General features: G+C 72.1%; 24 protein-coding genes and 2 pseudogenes. 17 read left to right on the top strand and 9 right to left on the bottom strand.

Annotation, left to right across the window (positions count from 1 at the left end):
- Window positions 1–87 precede the first annotated feature (87 nt).
- The 5 genes from CGL27_RS06385 to CGL27_RS06365 all read left to right on the top strand — a co-directional run bounded on the left by CGL27_RS06385 (window position 88) and on the right by CGL27_RS06365 (window position 3,846).
- Entirely contained in the window at window positions 88–912 is an 825-nt protein-coding gene (locus tag CGL27_RS06385; RefSeq protein ID WP_078638888.1) for a HipA family kinase, read from the top strand.
- On the top strand, window positions 909–1,304 hold the full coding sequence (locus tag CGL27_RS06380) for a DUF3037 domain-containing protein (protein ID WP_078638887.1): 396 nt from the start codon (window positions 909–911) through the stop codon (window positions 1,302–1,304). The genes CGL27_RS06385 and CGL27_RS06380 overlap by 4 nt, the downstream gene beginning before the upstream one ends.
- A gap of 159 nt (window positions 1,305–1,463) precedes the next feature.
- Window positions 1,464–2,225, top strand: a complete 762-nt coding sequence (fabG, locus tag CGL27_RS06375; RefSeq protein WP_078638886.1) for a 3-oxoacyl-ACP reductase FabG — start codon at window positions 1,464–1,466, stop codon at window positions 2,223–2,225.
- Window positions 2,226–2,243: 18 nt separating this feature from the next.
- On the top strand, window positions 2,244–3,005 hold the full coding sequence (locus CGL27_RS06370) for an SDR family oxidoreductase (protein WP_119985194.1): 762 nt from the start codon (window positions 2,244–2,246) through the stop codon (window positions 3,003–3,005).
- 160 nt (window positions 3,006–3,165) lie between these two features.
- Window positions 3,166–3,846, top strand: a complete 681-nt coding sequence (locus CGL27_RS06365) for a uracil-DNA glycosylase (protein ID WP_078638884.1) — start codon at window positions 3,166–3,168, stop codon at window positions 3,844–3,846.
- 31 nt (window positions 3,847–3,877) lie between these two features.
- Here CGL27_RS06365 and CGL27_RS06360 read toward each other — a convergent pair whose 3' ends face one another.
- A complete protein-coding gene (locus CGL27_RS06360) occupies window positions 3,878–4,285 on the bottom strand; it encodes a DUF3224 domain-containing protein (RefSeq protein WP_078638883.1) in 408 nt (135 codons plus the stop codon).
- A gap of 117 nt (window positions 4,286–4,402) precedes the next feature.
- On the opposite strand from CGL27_RS06360, the gene CGL27_RS06355 reads away from it, so the two are divergent.
- The gene (locus CGL27_RS06355; RefSeq protein ID WP_119985193.1) at window positions 4,403–5,494 is read left to right on the top strand and encodes a WYL domain-containing protein; all 1,092 of its coding nucleotides are present in this window, start codon (window positions 4,403–4,405) and stop codon (window positions 5,492–5,494) included.
- Window positions 5,491–5,955, top strand: a complete 465-nt coding sequence (locus CGL27_RS06350; protein ID WP_119985192.1) for a hypothetical protein — start codon at window positions 5,491–5,493, stop codon at window positions 5,953–5,955. The genes CGL27_RS06355 and CGL27_RS06350 overlap by 4 nt, the downstream gene beginning before the upstream one ends.
- Window positions 5,956–6,032: 77 nt before the next feature.
- Here CGL27_RS06350 and CGL27_RS06345 read toward each other — a convergent pair.
- Window positions 6,033–6,224 (bottom strand): annotated as a pseudogene (locus tag CGL27_RS06345) (CGNR zinc finger domain-containing protein); the annotation flags it as partial.
- Window positions 6,225–6,229: 5 nt separating this feature from the next.
- Between CGL27_RS06345 and CGL27_RS51550 the strand changes: the two are divergent.
- The 4 genes and pseudogenes from CGL27_RS51550 to CGL27_RS06325 form a co-directional block, all read left to right on the top strand.
- Window positions 6,230–6,439: pseudogene (locus CGL27_RS51550) on the top strand (alpha/beta fold hydrolase); the annotation flags it as partial.
- A 138-nt stretch (window positions 6,440–6,577) separates the two neighbouring features.
- A complete protein-coding gene (gene nthB / locus CGL27_RS06335; protein ID WP_119985191.1) occupies window positions 6,578–7,249 on the top strand; it encodes a nitrile hydratase subunit beta in 672 nt (223 codons plus the stop codon).
- Complete coding sequence (gene nthA, locus CGL27_RS06330) at window positions 7,246–7,848, top strand: nitrile hydratase subunit alpha (protein ID WP_119985189.1); 603 nt, start codon at window positions 7,246–7,248, stop codon at window positions 7,846–7,848. The genes nthB and nthA overlap by 4 nt, the downstream gene beginning before the upstream one ends.
- Entirely contained in the window at window positions 7,845–8,225 is a 381-nt protein-coding gene (locus tag CGL27_RS06325; protein ID WP_119985187.1) for a nitrile hydratase accessory protein, read from the top strand. The genes nthA and CGL27_RS06325 overlap by 4 nt, the downstream gene beginning before the upstream one ends.
- A 24-nt stretch (window positions 8,226–8,249) precedes the next feature.
- Here CGL27_RS06325 and CGL27_RS06320 read toward each other — a convergent pair whose 3' ends face one another.
- A complete protein-coding gene (locus CGL27_RS06320) occupies window positions 8,250–8,756 on the bottom strand; it encodes a DinB family protein (RefSeq protein ID WP_162952894.1) in 507 nt (168 codons plus the stop codon).
- Window positions 8,757–8,797: 41 nt separating this feature from the next.
- Complete coding sequence (locus tag CGL27_RS06315; protein WP_119985183.1) at window positions 8,798–9,454, bottom strand: TetR/AcrR family transcriptional regulator; 657 nt, start codon at window positions 9,452–9,454, stop codon at window positions 8,798–8,800.
- Window positions 9,455–9,539: 85 nt separating this feature from the next.
- On the opposite strand from CGL27_RS06315, the gene CGL27_RS06310 reads away from it, so the two are divergent.
- Window positions 9,540–10,784 (top strand): FAD-dependent monooxygenase, encoded by a 1,245-nt coding sequence (locus CGL27_RS06310; protein WP_119985181.1) that lies wholly within the window; start codon window positions 9,540–9,542, stop codon window positions 10,782–10,784.
- Window positions 10,781–11,746: a Gfo/Idh/MocA family oxidoreductase gene (locus CGL27_RS49850; protein ID WP_162952893.1), complete on the top strand. Its 966-nt coding sequence runs from the start codon at window positions 10,781–10,783 to the stop codon at window positions 11,744–11,746. The genes CGL27_RS06310 and CGL27_RS49850 overlap by 4 nt, the downstream gene beginning before the upstream one ends.
- On the opposite strand, the gene lnt is transcribed toward CGL27_RS49850, so the two are convergent.
- The 3 genes from lnt to CGL27_RS06285 all read right to left on the bottom strand — a co-directional run bounded on the left by lnt (window position 11,658) and on the right by CGL27_RS06285 (window position 16,918).
- Window positions 11,658–13,181: an apolipoprotein N-acyltransferase gene (gene lnt / locus CGL27_RS06300; RefSeq protein ID WP_078647097.1), complete on the bottom strand. Its 1,524-nt coding sequence runs from the start codon at window positions 13,179–13,181 to the stop codon at window positions 11,658–11,660. The two genes, CGL27_RS49850 and lnt, sit on opposite strands and share 89 nt — an antisense overlap.
- A gap of 155 nt (window positions 13,182–13,336) precedes the next feature.
- The gene (locus CGL27_RS06295) at window positions 13,337–15,778 is read right to left on the bottom strand and encodes a SpoIIE family protein phosphatase (protein WP_119985179.1); all 2,442 of its coding nucleotides are present in this window, start codon (window positions 15,776–15,778) and stop codon (window positions 13,337–13,339) included.
- A gap of 126 nt (window positions 15,779–15,904) precedes the next feature.
- The gene (locus CGL27_RS06285) at window positions 15,905–16,918 is read right to left on the bottom strand and encodes a sugar ABC transporter substrate-binding protein (protein WP_119985177.1); all 1,014 of its coding nucleotides are present in this window, start codon (window positions 16,916–16,918) and stop codon (window positions 15,905–15,907) included.
- A 183-nt stretch (window positions 16,919–17,101) separates the two neighbouring features.
- Between CGL27_RS06285 and CGL27_RS06280 the strand changes: the two genes are divergently transcribed.
- The 4 genes from CGL27_RS06280 to aspA all read left to right on the top strand — a co-directional run bounded on the left by CGL27_RS06280 (window position 17,102) and on the right by aspA (window position 21,917).
- Window positions 17,102–17,857 carry a FadR/GntR family transcriptional regulator gene (locus tag CGL27_RS06280; RefSeq protein WP_078638870.1) on the top strand — a complete coding sequence of 252 codons (756 nt, stop codon included), beginning with the start codon at window positions 17,102–17,104 and terminating at the stop codon, window positions 17,855–17,857.
- Window positions 17,854–19,293, top strand: a complete 1,440-nt coding sequence (locus CGL27_RS06275) for an amino acid permease (RefSeq protein ID WP_119985175.1) — start codon at window positions 17,854–17,856, stop codon at window positions 19,291–19,293. Before CGL27_RS06280 ends, CGL27_RS06275 begins: the two co-directional genes overlap by 4 nt.
- A 147-nt stretch (window positions 19,294–19,440) precedes the next feature.
- Window positions 19,441–20,475: an asparaginase gene (locus CGL27_RS06270; protein WP_119994268.1), complete on the top strand. Its 1,035-nt coding sequence runs from the start codon at window positions 19,441–19,443 to the stop codon at window positions 20,473–20,475.
- Window positions 20,476–20,516: 41 nt separating this feature from the next.
- On the top strand, window positions 20,517–21,917 hold the full coding sequence (gene aspA, locus CGL27_RS06265; protein WP_078638868.1) for an aspartate ammonia-lyase: 1,401 nt from the start codon (window positions 20,517–20,519) through the stop codon (window positions 21,915–21,917).
- A 24-nt stretch (window positions 21,918–21,941) separates the two neighbouring features.
- Here the strand turns inward: aspA and CGL27_RS06260 are convergent, their stop codons facing one another.
- Both CGL27_RS06260 and CGL27_RS06255 read right to left on the bottom strand, forming a co-directional pair.
- Window positions 21,942–23,249, bottom strand: a complete 1,308-nt coding sequence (locus CGL27_RS06260) for a GAF domain-containing protein (RefSeq protein WP_119985173.1) — start codon at window positions 23,247–23,249, stop codon at window positions 21,942–21,944.
- A gap of 171 nt (window positions 23,250–23,420) precedes the next feature.
- Window positions 23,421–25,880 carry a SpoIIE family protein phosphatase gene (locus tag CGL27_RS06255; RefSeq protein WP_119985172.1) on the bottom strand — a complete coding sequence of 820 codons (2,460 nt, stop codon included), beginning with the start codon at window positions 25,878–25,880 and terminating at the stop codon, window positions 23,421–23,423.
- Between the last annotated feature and the right edge of the window lie 148 nt (window positions 25,881–26,028).

Raw genomic sequence — 26,028 nt, 5'->3', positions numbered from 1 at the left:
AGGGCTTATGGCAGCGGATTCCACGGTTTGTTCCTGCCCGAAGTCCATCGTGGATTGCAAGGTCAGTAAGTCGGATAGCCTGGGAAAATGTTGACCGAAGTCACCGCGATCCGCTATGTCACGCCATTGCGTGAAGGCGGATCGCTGCCGGGCATCGTCGAGGCCGATGATCTGGGCACCTATGTCATGAAGTTCACCGGCGCCGGGCAGGGCCGCAAGACCCTCGTCGCCGAGGTCGTCTGCGGTCAGCTGGGCCGTCGTCTGGGGCTGCGGGTCCCGGATCTGGTGCGGATCCAGCTGGACCCGGTGATCGGTCTGAGCGAGCCCGACCAGGAGGTGCAGGAGCTACTCAAGGCCAGTGGCGGGCTCAACCTGGGCATGGACTACCTCCCCGGGTCGCTCGGCTTCGACCCGCTCGCCTTCGAGGTGGGCGCGGAGGAGGCCGGCCGGGTCGTGTGGTTCGACGCGCTCATCGGCAATGTGGACCGCTCCTGGCGCAACCCCAACATGCTGGTCTGGCACGGGCAGTTGTGGCTCATCGACCACGGCGCCACGATGATCTGGCACCACGGCTGGCGCGGCCTGGACAAGGCCGCCACCAAGCCGTACGACGCCTCCGAGCACGTTCTCGCGCCGTTCGCACCGGACGTCGCCGCGGCGGCCGAGGCCCTGGCGCCGTTGATCACCGAAAAGCTGCTCACCGAGGTGGTGGCGGACATCCCCGACGAGTGGCTGACCGACGAGCCGGGCTTCGACGGCCCGGACGCGGTGCGCCGCGCGTATGTCGAGGTGCTGCTGGAGCGGGCGGCCACGGTCGGGGCGAGGATCACGCTCGGCGAGCGCGCCGGTGAGGAGCCGTCCAGGGCCCCGGAGTGGCTGCGGGTGTGGGTCGATGGAAAGGCGTCGAAGTGAGCGGGTTCCACAACGGCCGGGATGTCTTCGAATACGCCGTGCTGCGGGTCGTCCCTAGGGTCGAGCGCGGTGAGCAGATCAACGCGGGTGTCGTCGTCTACTGCCGCGCCACCTCCTTCGTGGCGGCCCGGGTCCATCTGGACGAGGACCGGCTGCGCGCCCTCGACCCCTCGGCGGACGTGCGGGCGGTACGGGCCGCGCTGCGCGCGGTGGAGTGCGTCTGCTGCGGGGGAGAGCAGGCCGGTCAGGCGGCGGAGGACGACCCGGGACGGCGCTTCCGCTGGCTGGTCGCGCCGCGCTCCACGGTCGTCCAGCCGGGGCCGGTGCACACGGGGCTGACGGCGGACGCGGAGGCGGAGGTCGAGCGGTTGCTCGAGCTGCTGGTGCGGTGACACACCGGGTGAAAGCGCCCGGAGGTGAGCGAGTACATAAGGGCGGTCGTTGACAGGCGGTGGCGGGCCTCATAGCGTCTCGTGCGCAGGAGAGACTAAGCGGTTGCTCACTCCCGGGGCCGGGACGGTGAGCCGCCATCGATGCGAGGGAGAACCCGCATGTCCACCACCGAGCAGCGCGTTGCCATCGTGACGGGCGCGGCCCGCGGCATCGGCGCGGCGACCGCCGTGCGCCTGGCCGAGGAGGGTCGCGTCGTCGCCGTGCTCGACCTCGACGAGGGGTCCTGCGCGGACACCGTGGAGAAGATCACCGAGGCGGGCGGCAAGGCCATCGCCGTGGGCTGCGATGTGTCGGACGCCGAGCAGGTCGAGGCCGCCGTCGCGCGGGTCGCCGAGGAGCTCGGCGCGCCGACGATCCTGGTCAACAACGCGGGCGTGCTCCGCGACAATCTGCTCTTCAAGATGAGCGAGTCCGACTGGGACACCGTGATGAACGTGCATCTGCGGGGCGCGTTCCTGATGTCGCGCGCCTGCCAGAAGCACATGGTGGACGCCGGCTTCGGCCGGATCGTCAACCTCTCCAGCAGCTCGGCGCTGGGCAACCGCGGCCAGGTCAACTACTCCGCGGCCAAGGCCGGAATGCAGGGCTTCACCAAGACCCTCGCCATCGAGCTCGGCAAGTTCGGCGTCACCGCCAACGCAGTGGCCCCCGGGTTCATCGCCACCGACATGACCGCCGCGACCGCCCAGCGCGTCGGCATGGGCTTCGACGACTTCCAGAAGGCCGCCGCGAGCCAGATCCCGGTGCAGCGGGTCGGCGAGCCCGGCGACATCGCCAACGCGGTCGCCTTCTTCACCGGCGAGGCCGCCGGTTTCGTCTCCGGCCAGGTCCTGTACGTGGCCGGCGGCCCGCTCAACTGATCAGGAGTCACCCACCAGATGACCGCGCAGATACAGGACAGCGGCAAGACCGCGCTCATCACCGGGGCGAGCCGGGGAATCGGCTACGCCATCGCCGAGGTGATGGTGGCCCGCGGCGACCGGGTGTGCATCACCGGGCGCAACGAGGACGCGCTCAAGGAGGCCGTGGAGCGGCTCGGGCCCGACCGTGCGATCTACGCCGCCGGGAAGGCCCATGACCAGGCGCACCAGGCGGCCGCCGTCGAGCGGACGATGGAGGCGTTCGGGCGGATCGACCACCTGGTCAACAACGCCGGCACCAACCCGGTGTACTCGCCCATCGCCGATCTCGACCTCGATGTGATCCGTAAGGTCTTCGAGACCAACGTCGTCTCGGCACTGGGCTTCGCCCAGCGGACCTGGAAGGCATGGCAGCAGGAGAACGGCGGCACGATCGTCAACATCGCCTCGCTCGCCGGGATGTCGTCCTCGCCGTTCATCGCGGCGTACGGCATCAGCAAGGCCGCCATGATCAACCTCACGGTGCAGCTCGCCCAGGAGTTCGCCCCGCGGGTCCGTGTCAACGCCATCTCGCCGGCGGTGGTGAAGACCAAGTTCGCCACCGCCCTGTACGAGGGGCGGGAGGAGGAGGCCGCCGCGGCCTATCCGCTGAAGCGGCTCGGCGCGCCGGAGGACATCGGGGGCGCTGCCGCGTTCCTCACCTCCGACCAGGCGGCGTGGGTCACCGGCCAGACGCTCGTCGTGGACGGCGGCATCCTCCTGGGTGCCGGGATCGGCTGACCGGCGCCCGGTCCGACCCCGCGCCATGGGCAGGCAGGTCGGTGCCCGGGTCCACATGAGGCCGGGCACCGCGGGCCGGTGCCCGGTCCACATGAGGCGTTGTCAGTAGCCGCCGGTAGGTTTCTGTGCCGTAGACGGAACACGACCGGAGGTTGTAGACGTGCCCTATGTGCTGCCCGAGTCCTGGCGCGGGGTCCTCGGCGAGGAGCTGGAGAAGCCCTATTTCAAGGAGCTCCACGAGTTCGTCGAGGAGGAGCGGGACAAGGGGCCGGTGTACCCGCCGCGCGAGGAGGTGTTCGCCGCCCTGGAGGCCACGCCGTTCGACCAGGTGAAGGTGCTCGTCCTCGGGCAGGACCCGTACCACGGCGAGGGTCAGGGCCACGGTCTGTGCTTCTCGGTGCGGCCGGGCGTCAAGACCCCGCCGTCGCTGCGGAACATCTTCAAGGAGATGAAGGAGGAGCTCGGCCACCCGGTGCCCGACAACGGCTATCTGATGCCATGGGCGCGGCAGGGTGTGCTGCTGCTCAACGCGGTGCTGACGGTCCGGGGCGGCGAGGCCAACTCCCACAAGGGCAAGGGGTGGGAGAAGTTCACCGACGCGGTGATCCGCGCGGTGGCCTCGCGCCCCGATCCGGCCGTCTTCGTGCTCTGGGGGAACTACGCCCAGAAGAAGCTGCCGCTGATCGACGAGTCGCGGCATGCGGTGGTGAAGGGGGCGCACCCGTCCCCCTTGTCGGCGAAGAAGTTCTTCGGCTCGCGCCCCTTCACCCACATCGACGAGGCGGTCAAGGCCCAGGGGCACACCCCGATCGACTGGCGGATCCCGGACCTCGGCGCCTGACCGGACCTCGGCGCCTGACCGGACCACACGGCTAGAGCGTGTAGTCGAAGCTGTAGGGGATCTCGGTCTCCCCGCGTACTGCGGCGAAGGTGCCCGATCCGGTGAGCCCGGTCAGCTCGCCGGTGCCGGATCCGGGCACCACCTCGAAGGTGCAGTGGACGGTGGCGTCCTCGCCCCAGCTGCCGTGCTGCAACACGACGAAGCTGCCCGCGCGCCCGTCGAGGGTGCCGGTCAGCAGCTCGTAGCCGCAGCAGACGCCGGTCTTCTCGGACAGATAGGTGATCGCGTAATCGCAGCTCGTCCGCGGTGCCTCGATGCCGCCCGAGAAGGCGTTCGTCACCACGGCCTGGGCCAGCTTCGCGCCGCCGTCCGGGGCCTCTTCGAGGGCGGTCTCCTTCCAGTCGGCGTAGGTGAAGTGGCCGGTGGTGTGCGTGGTCATGGCGGGTCCTTTCAGGGGCCGGTCAGGGCTGATCAGGGGCCGGATCGGCTGTCGATCGGCTGTGGAAGCCACTCTGGCCGCCGTACCTGACATCTTTTGTCAGGTACGGCGGCCACAATGGACCGCATGCGCGCCGACCGCCTTCTCTCGCTGCTTCTGCTGCTGCAGAACCGGGGCCGGATGACCGCGCCCGAACTCGCCGCCGAGCTGGAGGTCTCGGTGCGCACCGTTTACCGCGATGTGGAGGCGCTGAGCGCGTCCGGTGTGCCGGTGTACGCAGACCGCGGCCCGGCCGGGGGCTACCGGCTGCTCGACGGCTACCGCACCCGGCTGACCGGGCTCACCGGCGACGAGGCCGACTCGCTCTTCCTCGCCGGGATGCCGGGCCCGGCCGCCGAGCTGGGCCTGGGCGCCGACCTCACCACCGCCCAGCTCAAGCTGCGGGCCGCGCTCCCGGCCGAGCTGGGGGAGCGCTCCCGCCGCATCCAGGAGCGCTTCCACCTCGACGCGCCGGGCTGGTTCCGGGACGCCGAGCCGGTGCCCCATCTGGCGGCGGCCGCCGAGGCCGTATGGGAGCTGCGGGTCCTGCGGGTGCACTACCGCCGCTGGCGCGGCGAGGTGCGGCGGGAGCTGTGCCCGCTGGGCCTCGTCCTCAAGGGCGGCATCTGGTACCTGGTGGCGAGGGTCGAGGACACGGTGCGCAGCTACCGGGTCTCCCGGATCCTTGCCGCCGAGGTGCTGGAGGAGGTCTTCGAACGGCCCGCCGGGTTCGACCTCGCCGCCTACTGGGAGGAGTCGTCCCGCCGCCTGGAGTCCTCGCGCTTCCAGGGCGAGGCCGAACTCCTGCTCTCCGAACGCGGGGCGAAGCTGCTCCCGATGCAGTTCGGGGCGGTGGGCGCGGAGGCGGTGGCCGCGGCGGGCCCGCCCGACGACCGGGGGCGCCGGCGTGTCGTCCTCCCCGTGGAGTCGCTGCCGGTCGCGGTCCACGACATGCTGCGGCTGGGCACCGACGCCGAGGTGCTGGGGCCGCCCGAGCTGCGGTCGGCCGTGGCCGGCGCCGTCGCCGAACTGGCCCGCCGCTACGGCGCGCCGAAGGACGACACCCCCGGGGCCCCGCCGAACCACGACACGCCGAACGGGGCCGGGCGAACGGTGCATGATCCGCAGGACACCCCCAAGCTTCGCTCGAAGGACGGGAGGCCGCGATGACGGAAGCGCAGCGGGAGGCGCCCCAGGGCGATGCCGTACTGACCCGGATCGGGCAGGCGGTCATGCTGCACCGGGGCGGTGACCGGGAGGAGGCACGCAATCGCCTCGCCGCGCTGTGGCAGGAGATCGAACGGGACGGCGCCCCCTTCCACCGCTGCGCCCTCGCCCACTATCTGGCCGACACCCAGGACGATCCGCTCGACGAGCTGATCTGGAACCTGCGGGCGCTCGCCGCCGCCGACGGACTCACCGGGGCCCTGGCGCCGCGTGCGTTCTTCCCCTCCCTCCACCTCAATGTGGCCACCGGCCATCTGAAGCTGGGCCAGGAGGAGGCGGCCCGGGGCCAGTTGGCGCTGGCGCGGGCGGCCGCCGGTGCGCTCGGCGAGGACCCGTACGGCGACGGGGTACGGGCCGCCATCCTGCGGCTGACGCTGGCTCTGGAAGGCGCCGTCGAGGACTAGAGGCCGACCAGAGGCCGACCACAGGCCAGAGGCTCCGGCTGCTGCTGCTGCTGCTGCCGCCGCTGCCGTGGCGACGGCTACTCGGCCGCTCCGTCGCGGGTGCGCTGGTAGTGGCGCCTGGCCTTCATCCTGTTGCCGCAGACCGCCATCGAGCGCCAGCGGGCCTTGTTGGTCTTGCCGCGGTCGAGGAGGAAGCGCCGGCACTCCGGGTTGGCGCACGGCCGCAGCCGCCCGGATATCGTCTCCCGCAGCGCGCTCCAGGCCATCACCGGTCCAGCAGTGCTTCCGCGACTCCCGGGTCCCGCTGCTGGCGGTCTGGGGTGCCAATGACGAGATCTTCGGCCCGGCGGGCGCGGAGGCGTTCGGCCAGGACCTGCCCGACGCCGAGGTCCACCTGCTCGACTCCGGGCACTTCGCCCTCGAAAGCCATCTGCGGCCCATCACCGACTACATCCGCGACTCCCTCGGGCGCGTCCTGGTCTGACCCTCCCGGGTGCCGGGGTCGCGGCGTTCGGGTGCGGTCCCGGGGCGTTCGCGGCGCCGTCAGCGCTGCCCGGATGACACTCGTCGCATACGCTTCAGGTGCATAGTTCCGTTATGTGGCCATGTGGGGAGGTGTGCCATGGATGGCATCGCTGATCTGGGCGGCACCCCGGGATGGGGTCCCGTTCATCCGCCGAGGCGCGACGAACCGGTCTTCGAGGAGCCCTGGCAGGGCCGGGCCTTCGCGCTGACCAGTCTCTCCGGCCGTATCGCCTTCGGCGGCGTCAACCTGGACGCCTTCCGGCACGCGCTCGAGCGCCTGGATCGCGCCGCCTACCTGGACGACGGCTACTACGGGCGTTGGCTGAACGGCGCGGAGCTGATGCTCACCGACAGTGCCGTCCTCGCGCCGGGCGCGATCCACGCCCGCGCCCGCAACCTGCGGGGCGAACACGTGGAGGAGCCGCCGATCCCCGAGCCCGCCGTGCCCGACTACGCGCCCACGGCCGAGGGCTCGCTGCGTTCGGTGGACACCGCGCCCGCCTTCGCTGTCGGCGAGCGGGTGCGGACCAAGTCGATGTCGGTGCCCGGGCACACCCGGCTGCCGGGCTACGCACGGGGACACACCGGAATCGTCGAGGCCGTCCAGCCCGCCTTCGTACTGCCGGACACCAACGCCCACTTCCAGGGTGAGAACCCGCAGTACGTCTACTCGGTGCGCTTCGACTCACGCGAGTTGTGGGGCGCCGACGCCGAGCCCTTCGCGGTCACCGCCGAGCTGTTCGAGAACTACCTGGAGACCACCTCATGACCCCGACCCATGGCGGACCGGGCGAGGCCCCTCCCGTGGCCCTGCGCACCGAGGCGCTCGAGCAACTGCTCACCGAGCGGGGCCTGATCGACCCGAAGGCGATGAACGAGGTCATCACCACCTACGAGACCAACGTGGGCCCGCTCAACGGCGCCAAGGTCGTCGCCAGGGCGTGGACCGACCCGGAGTACCGGCGGCGGCTGCTCCGGGACGGCACCGCGGCCATCGATGAACTCGGCTTCTCGGGGCGGCAGGGCGAGCACATCGTCGTCGTGGAGAACACCGCGACCACCCACCATGTGGTGGTGTGCACGCTGTGCTCCTGCTACCCGTGGCCGGTCCTCGGCCTGCCGCCGAGCTGGTACAAGGACCCCGCCTACCGCGCACGCGTGGTCAAGGAGCCCCGTACGGTGCTGTCCGAGATGGGACTCGAACTTGGCGACGACGTACGGATCACCGTCCACGACTCCACCAGCGAGGTGCGCTGGCTGGTGCTGCCCGAGCGTCCGGCCGGCACCGAGCACCTCTCCGAGGAACAGCTCGTGCCGCTGGTGACCCGGGAGGCGATGGTCGGCGTGGCCAAGGCGGCGGCACCATGACCGCACCACTGGACATCGAGGGCCCGGCCGCACCACCGCGCTCCAACGGCGAGTTGGTGTTCGCCGAGCCCTGGGAGAGCCGCGCCTTCGGCATGGCCGTCAGCCTGTACGAGGCGGGCGCGTTCACCTGGCCGGAGTTCCAGGCCGCGCTGATCGCCCGGATCGCGGCCTGGGAGGCCGCGGCGGCACCCGACGAGCCGTATCACTACTACCGGCTCTGGCTGGTCGCCCTGGAGGACACGCTCGCCGGCCGGTGCGGCGTGACCGCGGACGAAGTCACCGCCCGCACCCTCGCCCTGGCCCAGCGCCCCCCGGGCCACGACCACCGCGACGGTCACGACCACGGCCACGATCACGCGCACCACCACGCCCACTGACCCCGGGGCGCCCTCGATACGTGCCTATTCGCCGGTGACGCCGTCGATCCGCTCGCGTATGAGGTCGGCGTGGCCGTTGTGGCGGGCGTACTCCTCGATCATGTGCAGATAGATCCAGCGCAGGTTGTAGTCCCCACGGCCGGGACGGGTGACGACATCGTCCAGGGAGCGGCCCGCGGCGGCCCCCTTCGCCTTGGCGATCTCGTCCCGCCAGATGGCGAAGGCACTCTCCGCGGCGTCCCCGTCGCTGAGGTGGAAATCCCCGTCCGGGTCCTCCTCGCTGTACCAGATCGGCGGCGTGTCCTCGTGGGCGAACACCCGCCGGAACCAGCTCCGCTCGACCTCGGCCATATGCCGTACGAGGCCGAGCAGGGTCAGTTCGGACGGCGGCGCCGACGCCTCGCGCAGTTGCTTGTCGTCCAGCCCCTCGCATTTGAGGGCGAGGGTCGCGCGGTGGAAGTCCAGCCACCCCTCCAGGCTGGTGCGTTCATCCGCGGTCCGGGGCGCTTCATGGCGTTCTGTGGTCGTCATGGCGGTCATGATGGCCGTCCGGTCGCCCGGCCCGCCACGCGTTATTCGTTCAGCATCCCGCGCAGCAGCTCCGTGAAGCCGGTGCGCAGCGTCGCGCGGTCGGGTACGGCGTCGTGGTCGGCGCCCGCGGCGCAGCTGAACATCAGCCCCTCGCACCAGGCGACCAGCGACCGCGCGTGCCGCCGGGGCTCGGTGGAGCCCAGCGCCGTCATCATCGCCTCGAGCGGCTCCCGGAAGCCGCGCCCCGTCGCGTCGTAGAACTCCCGCAGCTCGGGGCGGCGGGTCGCCTCCAGCGCGAGCTCGTAGCGGGCGATCAGCAGCTCGCGCTGGGCGGTGAGCGAGCGGTGCAGGGCGAGCGAGAGCGCGTCGGCCAGCTCGGCGACCGGATCGGCCCCGTCCGGCGCCGCCTCGGCCGAACGCGGCATCTCGTCCGGCGTCAGCACCTCCGCCTCCCGCTGGGCCAGCCGCCGGACCGCCGCCTTGAGCAGGGCGGCGCGGGTCCGGGCGTGGTTCGAGGTCGAGCCGAGCGGCAGCCCGGCCGCCTCGTCCACCGCACGGTGCGTCAGCCCCCGCATCCCGCGCTCGGCCAGCAGCCCCAGAGCGGTGTCGGCGATCAGCTCGGCACGGGAGGCGGCGGACGCGGCCGGTGCGGAGACGGACGCGGCCGATGCGGAGGCGGCGGTTCGATCAGCGGTCATGGGGCCAACCTAAGCCCATCCGCCGCCCGCACTACAAATGTAGTAACGTAATGAGTACTACACCTGTAGTTGCCTTGGAGGAGTCATGCAGCAGCCCCGTGCCGTCGTCATCGGTGCCGGAGTCGGCGGGCTCACCGCCGCCGCGGCCCTGCACCGCCGCGGCTGGTCGCTCACCGTCCTGGAGCGGGCCGCCCGCCTCGAGCCCGTCGGCGCCGGTATCTCGCTTGCCCCCAACTCCCAGCGCGCCCTGGACGCCATCGACCTCGGCGACGACGTCCGCGCGCTCGCCGCCTGGCAGGGCGGCGGCGGACTGCGCACCCCCGGCGGGCGCCGGCTCTCCCGGATGGACAGCGCGGCGACGGCCGAGCGCTTCGGCGGTCCGCTGGTCCTCCTCCACCGGGCCACCCTCGTCGACCTGCTCGTCTCCCGGCTCCCCGAGGGCGTGGTCCGCACCGGGGCCGCCGCCCGGCTGGCCGACCCCGGCGGCGCCGGCCGCCCGGCCCGGGTCACCACCGAGGACGGCGCGTACGAGGCGGATCTCGTCATCGGCGCCGACGGCATCGACTCGGCCGTCCGCCGCACGCTCTTCCCCGACCACCCCGGGCCCCGCTACGCCGGATTCACCACCTGGCGTGTCGTCATCCCCGCCCCCGAGCGGCCGTTCGAGCCCCATGAGACCTGGGGGAGGGGCCGGATCTGGGGCACCCAGCCCCTCAAGGACGGCCGGGTCTACGCCTACGCGGCGGCCGTCGCCCCGCCCGGCGGCCACGCCCCCGACGACGAGAGGTCCGAACTGCTGCGGCTCTACGGCGACTGGCACCGGCCCGTCCCCGACGTCCTGGCCGCCGCCGCGCCCCAGGACGTGCTGCGCCATGACATCCGGTACATGGCCGAGCCCCTGCCCGCCTACCACCGGGGCCGGGCCGCCCTCCTCGGCGACGCCGCCCACGCGATGGCTCCCACGATGGGGCAGGGCGGCAACCAGGCCATCGAGGACGCCGTCGTCCTCGCCCACCATCTGGCCCCCGACACCGCCGACCCCTCCGCCGCCCTGGCCGCCTACACCCGCGACCGGCTGCCCCGCACGATGGACGTGGTGCGCCGCTCGGCGCGCACCGCCCGCATGGTCACCCTCACCAGCGCCCCGGCCGTCGCCCTCCGCGATGCCGCGATCGCCGCCGTCGGCCGCCTCGTCCCCGGTCTGGCCCTCCGCTCCTTCGACGGCATCGCCGACTGGCATCCGCCCGCCCGCACGTATCCTTCGGGGGGCACAGCTCCTTCGAGGGGCACAGCCGAAGGCATGACCGAGGATTGCGGGGAGCACATATGAGGGTCGGCTGCGTCGGGCTCGGCGACATCGCGCAAAAGGCGTATCTGCCCGTGCTCATGGCCCGCCCCGGCCTGGAGCCGCATCTGCACACCCGCACCCCCGCCACCCTCCAGCGGGTCGCCGACATCTATCGCGTCCCGGACGCCCAGCGCCACGCCGACCTCGACTCGCTGCTCGCGGCCGGGCTCGACGCCGCCTTCGTGCACGCCCCGACCGACGCCCATGCCGACCTCGTCACCCGGCTGATCGAGGCCGGGGTGCCCACCTACGTCGACAAGCCGCTCGCGTACCACCTCGCCGACAGCGAGCGGATCGTGCGGCTCGCCGAGGAGCGCGGGGTGAGCCTGATGGTCGGCTTCAACCGGCGTTACGCGCCCGGCTACGCGCAGTGCCTTGACCATCCGCGCGATCTGATCCTGCTGCAGAAGAACCGCGTCGGCCTCGCCGAGGACCCGCGCACCCTGGTGCTGGACGACTTCATCCACGTCGTCGACACGCTGCGCTTCCTCGCGCCCGGGCCGGTGGACCACATCGATGTGCGCGCCAGGATCCGCGACGGGCTGATACACCATGTGCTGCTGCAGCTGTCCGGGGACGGTTTCACCGCGCTCGGCGTGATGAACCGGATGAGCGGCTCCACCGAGGAGGTCCTTGAGGTCTCCGGCCAGGACACCAAGCGGCAGGTGCTCAACCTCGCCGAGGTCATCGACCACAAGGGCCAGCCGAGCGTGCGCCGCCGGGGCGACTGGGTGCCGGTGGCGCGGCAGCGCGGGATCGAGCAGATCACCGACGCCTTCCTGGACGCGGTGCGCTCCGGGCGGCGGATCGGCGCCGAGGACGCGCTGCGCACCCATGAGCTGTGCGAACGGGTCGTCAGGGACGCCCTGGAGTCGGCTGGTCTGTCCGCTGGTCCGACGGCCGGTCCGTCCCCTGATCCGACGGCCGGTCCGTCCGCCGTCTGAGCACCCGGCCCCCCTCGGCCGCGCAGAAGACGGCGAGCGCCGCCATCGCCCCGTACACCGGCCAGGGCCCGATCCGCACATACGGGCTCGTGCCCTGCCCCAGCGGCACCGTGTAGACGGTGGCCGCGCTGGTGTTGGTGGACATCCGCGGCCCCACCGGCTCGCCGCGCGGCCCGAATACCGCGCTCTCCCCGGTCAGCGTGGCATGCACCATCGGCCGCCAGGTCTCGGCGGCGCGCAGCGCGGCCAGCGAGGCGTGCTGCGCCGGCGCCCAGCTCTTCTGGAAGGTCGAGGTCGAGGACTGGACGACGAGCACCTGCGCCCCGTCCCGCGCCAGGTTCCGGCTCATATCCGGGAACGCCGACTCGAAGCACACCAGCGGCCCGATCCGCAGGGCGTCCGGGAGCTTCATCACCACCGGCTCGGTACCCCGGTGGCGGTCCTCACCGGCCGCCTTGCCCACCGAGGTGGCCCAGCCCAGCAGCGGCCGGGCCGGGATGTACTCCCCGAAGGGGACCAGCCGCATCTTGTCGTAGCGCTGCCCCGTCGGGCCGTTCGGCCCGATCAGCACCGAGCTCTTGTAGATCCCGGGCATATCGCCGCGCCGCGCGTCCACGTTGACCAGCAGATCCGCGCCGACCGTCCGGGACAGCCCGGCCAGCCGCCGGCCCAACTCCGGATGGGTGGTCAGATCCTGGGCCACGCTGCTCTCGCCCCACACCACCAGATCGACATGGCGGTCGGCCAGCTGCCGGGTCAGCGCCGCGCTGCGCTCGAAGCGCGGCCCCGGCCCCTGGATGACCCCCGGCTGCACCACCGCGATCCGTACCGTCCCGGGCTCCTGGGCCTGTGGCACCCAGGCCCACACCCCGGCCGCCGCCGCGCCGCACGCGGTGAGCCCGGCCAGCGCCACCGTACGGGCCCGGGCCACCGCGATCAGCACGGTCACCGCGACATTCACCACGACCAGCAGATAGCCGAGCAGCCATACCCCGCCCACCGAGGCCAGCCGCAGCGCGGGCGCCACCTGCCACTGGCTCGCGCCCAGCAGCCCCCAGGGCCCGCCGAGGTACTGCCAGGACCGGACCAGCTCGGCCATCAGCCATACGGACGGCAGCAGCACCAGCGCCGCCGTCATCCGCCCGGGACCCGGACGGCCGTGCAGCAGCCGGTGTGTCAGCCACCCCCAGGGCACCCACAACAGCCCCAGCAGCAGCGCCAGTATCACGATGAACACATGCAGGCTCGGGATCAGCCAGTGGTGCACCGCGAGCAGGAACCCGGCGCCGCCGAGCCAGCCGTCCAGCATCGCGCGGCGGGCGGTGGGCGCCGCGCGCATCAGCAGCAGCCAGGGCACCAGGGCGACATACGCCCACCACCACAGCGAGGGCTCGGGAAAGGCCGGCGCGGGCAGCGCGCCGGCCAGCAGCGCCATCGCGCCGCGCCACCACGGGGAGGCGAGCCGCCGCCCCCACAGATTCCCGCCGCCGACCGGCCTCCGCACCTCGGGCGCCCCCCTCCTGTTGGCACAGGGCCAGTGTGCGGGAGTCAGCCGATCATGAATAGGGCGGGGGTGCGCCGGAGCGTGGTTCATGCCGGTTCCGGGAGGTCTTGTTCGGCCCAGATGAGCTTGCCGCCCTCGGTGTAGCGGGTCCCCCAGCGGCGGGTCAGCTGGGCGACGAGGAACAGCCCGCGGCCGCCCTCGTCGGTGGTGCGGGCGTGGCGCAGCCGCGGTGAGGTGCTGCTGGTGTCGGCGACCTCGCAGATCAGCACGTCGTGCCGGATCAGCCGCAGCCGGATGGGGCCGATGCCATGGCGGATGGCGTTGGTGACCAGTTCGCTGACGATCAGTTCCGTGGTCGTCATCACCTCCTCCAGACCCCATTCGGCGAGCTGGCGCATCGCCAGGGAGCGGGCGCTGGCGACGACGGCCGGATCGCAGGGCAGGTCCCAGGAGACGACGTGTCCGGTGCCCAGAGCGCGCGTACGGGCCAGCAGCAGGGCCACATCGTCGGTCTGCGGGGAGGTCAGCAGGGTGTCGATCACCATGGAGCAGAGCTCCTCCAGCGGCAGCGCGGCCTGGCCGAGGGCGTTGCTCAGCCGGCCGAGACCGACGTCGATGTCCTGGTTGCAGGTCACGATGAGCCCGTCGGTGTAGAGGGCGATCAGGCTTCCGGCGGGCAGCGCCAGCTCCGCCGACTCGAACGGCAGCGACCCGAGGCCCAGCGGGGGACCGGCGGGCAGCGCGGGGAAGGAGACCTCGCCCGAGGGGTCCACGATCGCGGGGGTCGGGTGTCCGGCCCGCGCCATCGTGCACCGCTGGGTGACCGGGTCGTAGATCGCGTACAGACACGTGGCGCCCAGCACCGCGGCCGCCACGCCCTCCTGTCCGGTCTCCTCGTCGGTGAGCCGGATGACCAGGTCGTCGAGGTGGGCCAGCAACTCCTCGGGCGGCAGGTCCATATCGGCGAGCGTGTGTACGGCGGTGCGCAGACGCCCCATGGTGGCGGCGGCGTTGATGCCGTGCCCGACCACATCGCCGACCACCAGCGCCACCCGGGCACCGGACAGCGGGATCACATCGAACCAGTCGCCGCCGACTCCGTTGCGCGCGTCCGTGGGGAGGTAGCGCGAGGCCACCTCGACGGCCTGGCCGCCGCTCAGGGCGTGCGGCAGCAGACTGCGCTGCAGGGCCAGCGCGGCGGCGTGCTCACGGCTGTAGCGGCGGGCGTTGTCGATGTTCAGCGCGGCCCGGGCGACCAGCTCCTCGGCGAGCAGCAGATCGTCCTCCTCGAACGGGTCCGGATGGCGGGAGCGGACGAACGAGGCCACGCCCAGGAGGGCGCCGCGCGCCCCGATCGGCGCCACCATCAGCGACCGCATCCCGAACTCGCGCGCCTTCGCCGTCCGCGCCGGATCGTCCCCGGACCAGGCGCTGATGGAGCTGTACATCACGGGGTCGAGCAGGGCCTCCCCGGAGAAGAAGCAGCAGGCGAAGGGGGATGTGGCGGAGATGGCGACCGCGTCCCCGGGCCTCGCGATGGACTCCGGGCAGCCCTCCCGGATCGATGCCTGACCGGTGCGGCGGAAGGCGGGCAGGGTGTCGCCGGTGGGCTCCATGGGCTCCTCGCCGCGCAGTACGGAGTCCAGCAGATCGACGGTGACGAAGTCGGCGAGCCGCGGCACCGCGAAGTCGGCCAGCTCCTGGGCGGTGCGCATGACGTCCAGGGTGCTGCCGATGTTCGCGCTGGCCTCGTTGAGCAGCGCCAGCCGCTCCCGGGCCCGCCAGCGGTCGGTGACGTCGATGCCCATGTAGCACACGCCCACCGGACGGCCCTCGGCGTTGTCCAGGCGGAAGAAGGAGGTCGAGTACGCGTGCTCGCGGTGCGGCTGGGCCATCGTCCAGCCCCGGTATTCGTAGTCGATCACCGGCTTGCCGGTCTTCAGCACCTGCCGCATCTGCGCTTCGAGCGCCTCGGTGTCCAGCCCCGGCAGGCACTCCGCCATCCGGCGCCCCATCCGCTGCTCGCGCGGCAGCCCGCCGTAGCGCTCCAGCGTGTCGTTGATCCACACATATCGCAGATCCGGGCTGAGCACGGCCATCCCGATCGGCGACCGGGTGAGGAACGCCTGGAGCAGCGAGCCGCTGAGCGCCCAGGCCGGGACGGAGCCCACATCGATCCCGGAGACCAGCCAGGAGACATCGCCACCCGGATTGCGCATGGCGCCCACCCGCAGCCCCACCTCGATCCGGCGGCCGTCCCGGTGCCGGAGCCGCCCCAGGCCGCCCCAGCCGTCGTGCGCCTGGCACCAGGAGCCGATGGCCTTGGCCTGCGCCGCGTCCTCGGGCGCCACCAGCAGCATCCTGGCCGGCTGCTTCATCGCGTCGGCCGCCGGATAGCCGAGCAGTCTCTCCGCCGCCGGGGTCCAGCCGATGATGATCCCCGTGGCGTCGATCAGCGCCGAGGCCGCATCCGCCATGTCGAACGGGACATGCGTCTCGGTCGGCGCGATTCCCTCGGGGATGGCCATCGCACCCGTCCCATCTGCGGATATATTTCTCTTAATACTATGACTTCTGTGCCTCCCCGGTGGTGAGCCGTGCGACGACGAGTGCGCTGATCCCGCGCGCCTCGGCCGGCGGGGGCGGCTCCTCGGTCATGCCTGGTTGCCCCACAGGGAGCGGTTGTCGACATTGGCCCGGGTCACCAGCGGGGCGGGCAGCTGATCCTCCAGATTGCCGCCGGGCAGCCGGACGATGGTGCTGTCGTGGCGGGTCGGCCCCACCTTGAAGGGCTTCTTGGCCATGGCCTGCTTGATGTAGCGCATGGCGTAGACGGCGTAGAGGTTCGCCGGCTGGGAGACGGTGGCGTCGATGAGGCCCTTGCGGATCGCGGCCAGCTCCTGCGGGATCCCGTCGTTGGACACGATGGTGATGTGGCCGCGGCGGCCCACCGGGACCAGGGCATGGTGGCTCTGGAGGGTGCGCAGGGTGGGCGCCAGATAGACGCCGCCGGCCTGGAGGTAGATGCCCTTGATGCCGGGGTGGGCGCTGTAGAGGGCCTCCAGCCCGGCCGCCGCCCGTTCCGCCTGCCAGGCCGCGGGGACGTCCAGGACCTTGATGTCCGGGTAGTGCCGCGCCATGCAGCGGTCGAAGGCGGCCGTGCGGTCCCGGCCGTTGACCGAGGCCAGATCGCCCTGGATCTGCACCACCGTGCCCCGTCGCACGGCGCTGCCGAGGCTCCGGCACGCCTTGACGCCGTACGCGCGGTTGTCGGCCCGTACCACGATGGCGACCTTGCCCCGGTCGGGGGCCACATCGACGGCGACGACCGGCACATGGGCACGCTGGGCGGCGTTCAGACCAGGGCCGATGGCGGCGGAGTCGATCGGGGAGACGACCAGGCCCTCGACCTCCTGGGCCAGCAGATTGTCGATATCGGTGATCTGTTTGCTCGGATCGTTATTGGAGTTGACCGTCGGCAGGATCCGCACGCCCGCCTTGGCGGCCTGCTTCGGGATGTCGTTGTTGTACGCCTCCCAGAAGGGCGAGGTCAGCAGCGGCAGCACCACGCCGACCCGGTCCGGGTCCGCCTCGCCGCCGCAGCCCGCGGCGGCCGGGCCGCACAGCAGGAGAAGGGCCGCGGTGGCGGTGGTGAGGCGGTGGCGCATGGTGCTCTCGGCTCCTGAATCCGGCTCGGTGGAACGGTCCCGGACACCGCGCCTTGGTCGTCGGCCGCGGGCTCAACGGTCTTCGGCGTTCGGGATGAATACCCCATATCAACACAGAACGGTCGGCGGGGAGGGGAAAGCCGACCCTTGACAACCCTCCGGTGTACGCCCGAGGATCACCGCGTGAACTTGTCAGACAGCCAGACAGGTGGTTCAGGGGTCGACTTCCCTCGCCGCATCAGCGCGATGGAAGCGGTCCTCACCCATCTCCGCGAGGCGATCGAGCGCGGCGACTACGCGGTGGGGGACAAACTCCCCTCCGAGGCGGAGCTGTGCCGTCGCCTGGAAGTCAGCCGGCCGGTGCTCCGCGAGGCCCTGCGGGCCCTGCAGACCATGGGGCTGACCGCCTCACGCACCGGCAAGGGCACCTTCGTCATCTCCAGCGGGCCGGTGGAGGATCCCACCTTCGGCGACTACGCCGCAAGTGACCTCCTGGAGGTGCGCCGGCACGTCGAGATCCCGGTGGCGGGCTACGCAGCCCTGCGCCGCTCCGCCGAGGACCTCGACCACCTGTCCCATCTGCTGGAGCGGATGGAGCGGGAGACCGACACCACCGCATGGGTGGCGATGGACACGCTGTTCCATCTCGCCGTCGCCCAGGCGGCCCGGAACCCGGTCTTCCGTCGGGTCATCGAGGAGATCCGCGATGCCCTGGCCCGGCAGTCGGCATTTCTCAATGAGCTCGGCGGCCGCCGAGAGCAGTCGAACCGAGAACACCGGGCGATCGTCGAGGCGCTCGCCGACGGGTCCGAGCACGACGCGGTGGAAGCGATGACCCACCACCTCGAACGCGTGGAGACCACCCTGACCTCCATCGTGCGGCCCGCCACGGCGGACGACCGGACGACAGTACCGACGGAAGGCGGACAGCAGGCGTGAGCGAGCAGTCCCTCCGGCAAGAAGACCGCCAACAGCAGCAGGCCGGGCACCCCGCGCATGTGGACGCGGGCGACGCCGGTTACAGCAAGTCCCTCAAGGCCCGGCATGTCAACATGATCGCCATCGGCGGCGCGATCGGCACCGGCCTCTTCCTCGGCGCCGGCGGGCGGCTCAAGGACGCCGGGCCGTCACTGGCCGTGGCGTACGCGGTCTGCGGCATCTTCGCCTTTCTGGTGGTGCGTGCCCTGGGCGAGCTGGTGCTGCACCGGCCGTCCTCCGGCGCGTTCGTCTCCTACGCCCGTGAGTTCCTCGGCGAGAAGGGCGCCTTCGTCGCGGGCTGGATGTACTTCCTGAACTGGGCCACCACCGGGGTCGCCGACATCACGGCCGTGGCGACCTACACCCACTACTGGGGGATGTTCACCGAGATCCCCCAGTGGGTGATCGCCCTGATCGCGCTCGCCGTGGTGCTCACGGTCAACCTGATCTCGGTGAAGATCTTCGGTGAGCTGGAGTTCTGGTTCGCGATCATCAAGGTCGGCGCGCTCGTCGTCTTCATGGCGATCGGCATCTTCCTGCTGGTCACCCGCGAGCAGGTGGCCGGCACCAGCACCGGGCCCAGCCTGATCACCGACCACGGCGGCGTCTTCCCGCACGGTACGCTGCCGATGCTGCTGGTCATCCAGGGCGTCGTCTTCGCCTACGCCTCCGTGGAGCTGGTCGGCGTGGCCGCCGGTGAGACCGAGAACCCCGAGAAGATCATGCCCAAGGCGATCAACTCCATCATGTGGCGCGTGGGCCTGTTCTACGTCGGCTCCGTGGTGCTGCTCTCGATGCTGCTGCCCTCCGACTCCTACTCGAGCGACCAGAGCCCCTTCGTCACCGTGCTGTCCAAGATCGGCGTCCCGGCGGCCGGCGGCGTGATGAACCTCGTCGTGCTCACCGCCGCGATGTCCAGCCTCAACTCCGGTCTCTACTCCACCGGCCGGATCCTGCGCTCGATGGCGATGTCCGGCTCCGCGCCCAAGTTCACCGGCGCCATGAGCCGCACCCAGGTGCCCTACGGAGGCATCCTCCTCACCGCCTTCTTCTGTGTGCTGGGCGTGGGCCTGAACTATGTGGTGCCGGACAAGGCGTTCGAGATCGTGCTCAACTTCGCCGCGATCGGCATCCTCTCGACCTGGGCCGTGATCATGCTCTGTCATCTGCTGTTCTGGCGGCGCGCCCAGGCCGGCCAGCTCACCCGCCCCGGCTACCGGCTTCCCGGTTCCCCGTACACCGAGATCGTCACCTTGGGCTTCCTGGCCTCCGTCCTCGTCCTGATGTGGGCGGACGGCGGACCCAGCCGGCTCACCGTGATGGCGCTGCCGGCGATCCTGGCGGCGCTGGTCATCGGCTGGTTCGCGTCCCGCGGCCGGGCGAAGGACCCCCGGTGAGCCCCCGCCGGTGAACCTGTGCCGGTGAACGCACACTGAGGAATCGTTTCTCCGGGCGGCCGTGGCCACCCCTCGGCCGCCCTGCCCCTCCACCACCTCCTGGAGGAATCCCACCCCGTGAACACCCCCGACCACGAGAGCACCACCATGAACACCCCCCTCGGACGGACCCTCGACGCGACCCGCCGCACCCCGGCCGAGCCCCCCGCCCTCCGTGAACCCCGCCATGTGCCGCTCGCCCATGTCGTACGCGGCGGGGTCATCGAGGGCGTCCACCACGGCTCGGTCGTCGTCCTGGCCGCCGACGGCCGGGTCGAGTTCCAGGCCGGCGACATCGACGTGGCCTTCTACCCGCGCTCCGCGCTCAAGCCCGTCCAGGCCGTCGCCCTGCTGCGGGCCGGGCTGCCGCTGGACGGGGAGCTGCTGTCGCTCACCGCCGCCAGCCACTCCGGCCTGCGGCGCCATCTGGACGGAGCGCGCCGCATCCTCGACCAGGCCGGGCTCACCGAGGCCGATCTGCGCAACGTCCCCGACCTGCCGTACGGCGCCGCCGAGCGCGACGCCTGGCTGCGGGACGGCGGCGAGCCCACCCGGCTCGCCCAGAACTGCTCCGGCAAGCACGCCGCGATGCTGCTCACGGCCCAGCTTCGTGGCTGGCCACTCGAGGACTACCTGGACCCGGCCCATCCGCTGCAGCGGCTGATCGCCGAGACCGTGGAGGACCTCACCGGACAGCGCGTCGCCCAGGTCTCGGTCGACGGCTGCGGCGCGCCGCTGTTCCCCGTCTCCCTGCGCGGGCTCGCGACGGCCGCCGCCCGGATCGCCTCGGGCGCCATGGACACCCCCGAGGGCCGGGTCGCGGCCGCCCTGCGCGCCCACCCGGACATGGCGTCCGGCCCCGACCGCGACGTGGCCCGGCTGATGCGCGCCGTACCGGGCCTGATCGCCAAGGACGGCTTCGAGGGCGTACAGATCGCGGCGCTGCCCGACGGCCGCGCCGTCGGGGTGAAGATCGCCGACGGCGCGGACCGCGCCCGGATGCCGGTGACCGCCGCGGCCCTCGCCCACTGCGGGATCGACCCCGGTGTCCTCACCGAATTCGCCACCACGCCCGTGTACGGCGGTGGAGTCACCGTCGGCGGTGTGCACCCCACCGACGCCCTCGCCCCGCCCGCCGCCTGACCCTCCCACCCTCCCCGAGGAACCAAGGAAGACCGCACGCCATGACTGCCACCGGCTATCGCCGCGAACACGATCTGCTCGGCGACCGCGACGTCCCCGCCGACGCCTACTGGGGCATCCACACCCTGCGCGCCGGCGAGAACTTCCCCATCACCGGCACCTCCATCTCCGCCTATCCGCACCTGATCAGCGCCCTGGCCGCGGTCAAGGAGGCCGCCGCCCGCGCCAATGAGGACCTCGGGCTGCTCACCTCCGCCAAGGCCGACGCCATCGCCGCCGCCTGCCAGGAGATACGCCGGGGCGCCCTGCACGACCAGTTCACCGTCGATGTGATCCAGGGCGGCGCCGGGACCTCGACCAACATGAACGCCAACGAGGTGATCGCCAACCGGGCGCTGGAACTCCTCGGCCAGGAGAAGGGCGACTACGCCCACCTCCACCCCAACGAGGACGTCAACCTCAGCCAGTCCACCAACGACGTCTACCCGACCGCCGTCAACGTCTCCACGATCATCGCCGTCCGTGAACTCCATACAGCCATGGAGACGCTGCGCCAGGCGTTCGCCGCCAAGGCCGAGGAGTTCCGCGACGTCCTCAAGATGGGGCGCACCCAACTGCAGGACGCGGTGCCCATGACGCTGGGCCAGGAGTTCTCGGCGTACGCCGTAATGCTGGAGGAGGACCAGAGCCGGCTGCTGGAAGCCGCCACTTTGGTGCATGAGATCAACCTCGGGGCGACCGCCATCGGCACCGGCCTCAACGCCCCCAAGGGCTACGCCGAGGCCGCCCGCCGCCACCTCGAGGCCATCACCGGACTGCCGCTGGTCACCGCCGCCAACCTGGTCGAGGCCACGCAGGACTGCGGCGCCTTCGTCCATCTGTCGGGCGTCCTCAAGCGCATCGCCGTCAAGCTCTCCAAGAGCTGCAACGACCTGCGGCTGCTCTCCTCCGGCCCGCGGGCCGGGCTCAACGAGATCAACCTGCCCCCGGTGCAGGCCGGTTCCAGCATCATGCCCGGCAAGGTCAACCCGGTGATCCCCGAGGTGGTCAACCAGGTCGCCTTCGAAGTGATCGGCAACGACGTCGCCATCACGATGGCCGCCGAGGCCGGACAGCTCCAGCTCAACGCCTTCGAGCCGATCATCCTGCACTCCCTCTCCGAGAGCGTCACCCATCTGCGCGCCGCCTGCCTGGTGCTGGCCGAACGGTGCGTCGCGGGCATCACCGCCAACACCGAGCGGCTGCGCACCTCCGTGGAGAACTCCATCGGCCTGGTCACCGCGCTCAACCCGTACATCGGCTACAGCGCGGCCACCAGCATCGCCAAGGAGGCGCTCGCCACGGGGCGCGGCGTGGCCGAACTCGTCCTGGAGAAGGGCCTGCTGCCGCCCGACCGGCTGGCCCAGGTGCTGCGCCCTGAAGAGATCGCCGGCAGTCGCTGAACCACGTGGAGGCGGATGAAACCGCTATATCAGGGGGTTGCTGCGCAACTGGGCGATGGCCGGGGCCGAGCTGAAGGGGAGCAGTTCGGCGGGGTGGTCCGGGCTCGCCACCTCGATGCGGACGCTGTCGGCGATCCGGTAGGGGCGGTGCGCCAGCACCGCCCCGATGCGCCCGCGCAGCCGGGACAGCGCGGCCCGCACGGTCACCGTCCGGGTCGGGTCCCCGAACAGGTCCTCGGCCAGCTGCGCGGCCGTACGCCCCTCGGGGTGCGCGGCGAGCAGCAGCAGCACCTCGGCCTGGCGGGCGCTGAGTTCATGCGTCCAGGCGCCCGACGGGCCCGAGAAGGTCAGGGTCCAGCGGTGCGGATGGCGTACGTCCAGCAGCAGATCGCCCCAGCCGGCCGGACCGCCCCCCTCGGCGGGCTCGCCGTCCAGCACCCGCAGCAGATGGCCGCCGGGCAGCGGCTCCACCGCGCACGCGCCGAGCGCCGGCAGCCAGACCGGCCCCTCGTACGGCGCCTTCGGCAGCAACAGCCGGCGCTCGCGTGGGGTCACCCCGGTCACCCCGGCGATCCAGCCGTGGTGATCGACCACGACGGCCTTGCCGCGAATCCGCGCCAGGAGCGGGGCGGCGACGGCGCGCAGGCCCTCCAGATCCTGGCTGTGGGCGAGGCGCAGTTCGCCTTCGGCCCACCGGGCGGTCGCGGTGACCAGGGAGAGCACCGTCGGATGGGCGGTCCCGGCGGGGCCGCTGACGTCGATGACACCCAGCAGCCGTCCGTCCCGCGGGTCTTGGACGGGGGCGGCGGCGCAGCTCCAGGTGTGGAAGGCGCTCACGAAATGCTCCGCGGAATGCACCCGCACGGGGGACTTCACAGCCAGCGCGGTGCCGATTCCGCTGGTCCCGGCGACGTCCTCGGCCCAGTGTGAACCCTCCACGAGCGCGATGCCGTCGGCCTGCCGGCGGACGCCCCGATGGCCGTCGAGCCACAGGATCCGGCCCTCCGCATCGGCGATGATCATGATGTGGCCGGCCGCCTCCGCCGCCTCCAGCAGCCCGTTGTGCAGGGCGGGCAGCACCTCGGCGAGCCGGGTCTGCCGCCTCCGCAGCTCCAGTTCGTCCAGGCCCAGCGGCCGCGGGGCGCGGCCGCGATCCGGGTCGAGCCCCAGGCGCAGCATCCGGTCCCAGGAGGCGCCGATCACGGGGCGGGCGGGCAGCGGAAGCCGTCCCCGGCTCAGCGCCGCCTCGCGGATCACCGCCATGAGGCGGGCCGATTCGGCGGGGCTCAGCGCGGCCAGGGGACCGGCGTCGCGTGGGTGCTGGGAACGCATGGATGGCAGCCTTCAGCCTCTGCTGAGCGGGGCTTCGTTGCTCCGCGATTGTAGTGAAGCCGTGCGGCGGGAGCTGCTGCCGGGAAACAGTTCAGTGGCGGCCGCTGTCGTGAAGCCTCAGGGCATGGGCCCCTATGGGACCCCCGTACACGACCTCCGTACCCGACGCCCCTACAGAGTGGGCACGGCCAGCTCGGCCCAGATGGTCTTGCCCGTGGCCGTCTGCCGGGTGCCCCAGCTCTCGGTCAGCTGGGCCACCAGCAGCAGTCCGCGGCCGCCCTCGTCGAAGGCGCGGGCCCGGCGCAGATGCGGTGAGGTACCGCTGCCGTCGGAGACCTCGCAGATCAGCGCCCGGTCGTGGATCAGGCGCAGCCTGATGGGCGGCGTGGCATGCCGGATGGCGTTGGTGACCAGCTCGCTGACCACCAACTCCACGGTGAACGCGGCCTCTTCGAAACCCCACGCGGCCAGCCGCTCGGCGGCCTCCCGGCGGGCCCGGGCCACCACGGCCGGGTCGTCCGGCAGCTCCCAGGTGGCCACGTGGTCCGCGCCCAGCCCCCGGGTGCGGGCCAGGAGCAGGGCGACGTCATCGGTGGGGTGGCCCGGAAGCAGCTTGGCCAGCACCGTCCGGCACAGGCCGTCCAGCGAGTCGGCGGGCCGGGCGAGCGTGCGGCGCAGCGTGTCGATCGCCTTGTCGACGTCCTGGCCGCGGGCCTCGATCAGACCGTCGGTGTAGAGGGCCAGCAGGCTGCCCTCCGGCAGTTCGAGGTCGACCGCCTCGAACGGCAAGCTCCCCAGCCCCAGTGGCGGTCCGCTGGGCAGGTCGAGGAGGGTGGCGGTGCCGTCGGGCGTGACCAGCACGGGCGGCGGATGCCCGGCTCGGGCCAGGGAGCAGCGGCGGGAGACCGGGTCGTAGACCGCGTACAGACAGGTGGCGCCGAGCTGTGCGTAGGCCGCCTCCGCCGCGTCCGGATCGCCGGCGCCGCTCTCCGTCTCGGCGGTGAGATGGTTGACAAGATCGTCCAGATGGGTGAGCAGCTCGTCGGGGGGCAGATCGACGTCGGCGAGGGTGCGCACCGCCGTCCGCAGCCGCCCCATGGCCGCCGACGCCCGGACGCCATGGCCCACCACATCGCCGACGACCAGGGCCACCCGCGCGCCCGCCAGCCGGATGACGTCGAACCAGTCGCCGCCCACCCCGGACCGGGAGTCGGCCGGCCGATAGCTGGACGCCAAGTCCACCGCTGCGCTCGGGGGCAGGGTACGCGGCAGCAGACTGCGCTGCAGGGCCAGCGCGGTGTGCCGTTCATGGGTGTACCGCCGGGCGTTGTCGACGCAGACGGCGGCCCTGGCCGTCATCTCCTCGGCGAGCAGCAGATCGTCGTGCTCGAACGGCTCGGGGCGGCGGTGCCGGGAAAAGGCGGCCACGCCGAGGGTGATGCCGCGCGCCCGCAGGGGAACGGCCATCGTCGAATGGAACCCGAACCGGCGGATCATGGCGGCCCGGTCCGGGTCCTCGTCGGCCCACCGGGCGACGGCGGGGTCGGTGTCCCGGTGCAGCATCGCCCGCTCGGCCTTCAGACATTCGGCCGCGGGGGAGAAGTCGGGGTAGGCGGTCACCTGCCCCGGCCGCAGCACGGCCTCCGGGCAGCCCGCGAAGACCGACTGGGCGGCGACCCGGCGCAGCAGCACATGGCCGCCCGGCGAGCCGGGGCGCGGTTCGCCCCCGTCGTGCACGGTGGGCAGCAGATCGACCGTCACGAAGTCGGCGAGCGCCGGGACGGCCACTTCGGCCAGCTCCTGCGCGGTCCGGTCGATGTCCAGCGTGCTGCCGATCCGGACGCTGGCCTCGTTGAGCAGCGTCAGCCGCTGCCGGGCGGTCCGCGGGCCGGTCATGTCGTGAGCGGACAGCATCACGCCCGCCACCCGGCTCTCGTCGTCGAGCAGCGGGGCGAAGACGACGGACCAGGCGAGGGGGCGGGGGTGGCCGGGTATGAGCGTGGTCAGATCCAGATCCCGCCGCTCGCCCGTCTCCAGCACCCGCCGCATCATCCGCTCGGCGGCCTCGGATTCGGGGCCGGGCAGGAGTTCCGGCAGCCGCAGTCCGCGCATCTCCTCCTGGTCCAGGCCCATCACCCGCTCCAGGTCGTGATTGGCCCAGCGCAGCCGCGGCCCGGTGTCGTAGACCGCCATCGTGCAGGGCCCCTGGAGGAAGGCGCGCCGCACCAGCTCCTCGTCCTCGACGGCGTGCACGGGGCGCGGCAGGGCGGAGACGACCAGCCACTCGGGGGCCCCGGCGGCCGAGGTGCGGTGGTGCGCCAGCAGCCCCAGCTCCACGGCGGAGCCATCGCGGCGCAGCAGGGTGGCCCGCCCGTTCAGCCGGGTGGGCGGGGAGGGGGAGCGCAGCGCGGCCAGCACCTCGGCGCGGGTGGGCGAGGCGTCGTGGAGCAGATCGGCCGCGGGCCTGCCCACGATCTCGGCGGGGCGGTAACCGAGCAGCCCCCGGGCCGCCTCGTTCCACCGGGTGACGATGCCGTACCCGTCGACCGTGGCCTTGGCGGTGGCCCCCTTGCCGGGGAGATCGCCCGACCGGACGGACCGCTCGTCCCGCGGGGTGTCCGGTCGCGTCATGGTGTCATCTCAACCCTTGCCCCGGGTCTTCCGCCATCGGCGTATGAGCGGGGTGACGGATCCACTGTGGCGCCCTTGGCGGAGAGTGAACCAATGGTCGCGCCTTCAAGTATGCCCACGGTGAGAGGGGTCGGCACACGCTGCGCGG

Origin of the sequence: Streptomyces sp. 11-1-2 (assembly GCF_003595545.1) — a bacterium.
GTDB lineage: Bacteria > Actinomycetota > Actinomycetes > Streptomycetales > Streptomycetaceae > Streptomyces > Streptomyces hygroscopicus_B.
The sequence above is the reverse complement of the archived record's forward strand: the minus strand, read 5'-3'. Positions and strand labels throughout refer to the sequence as shown.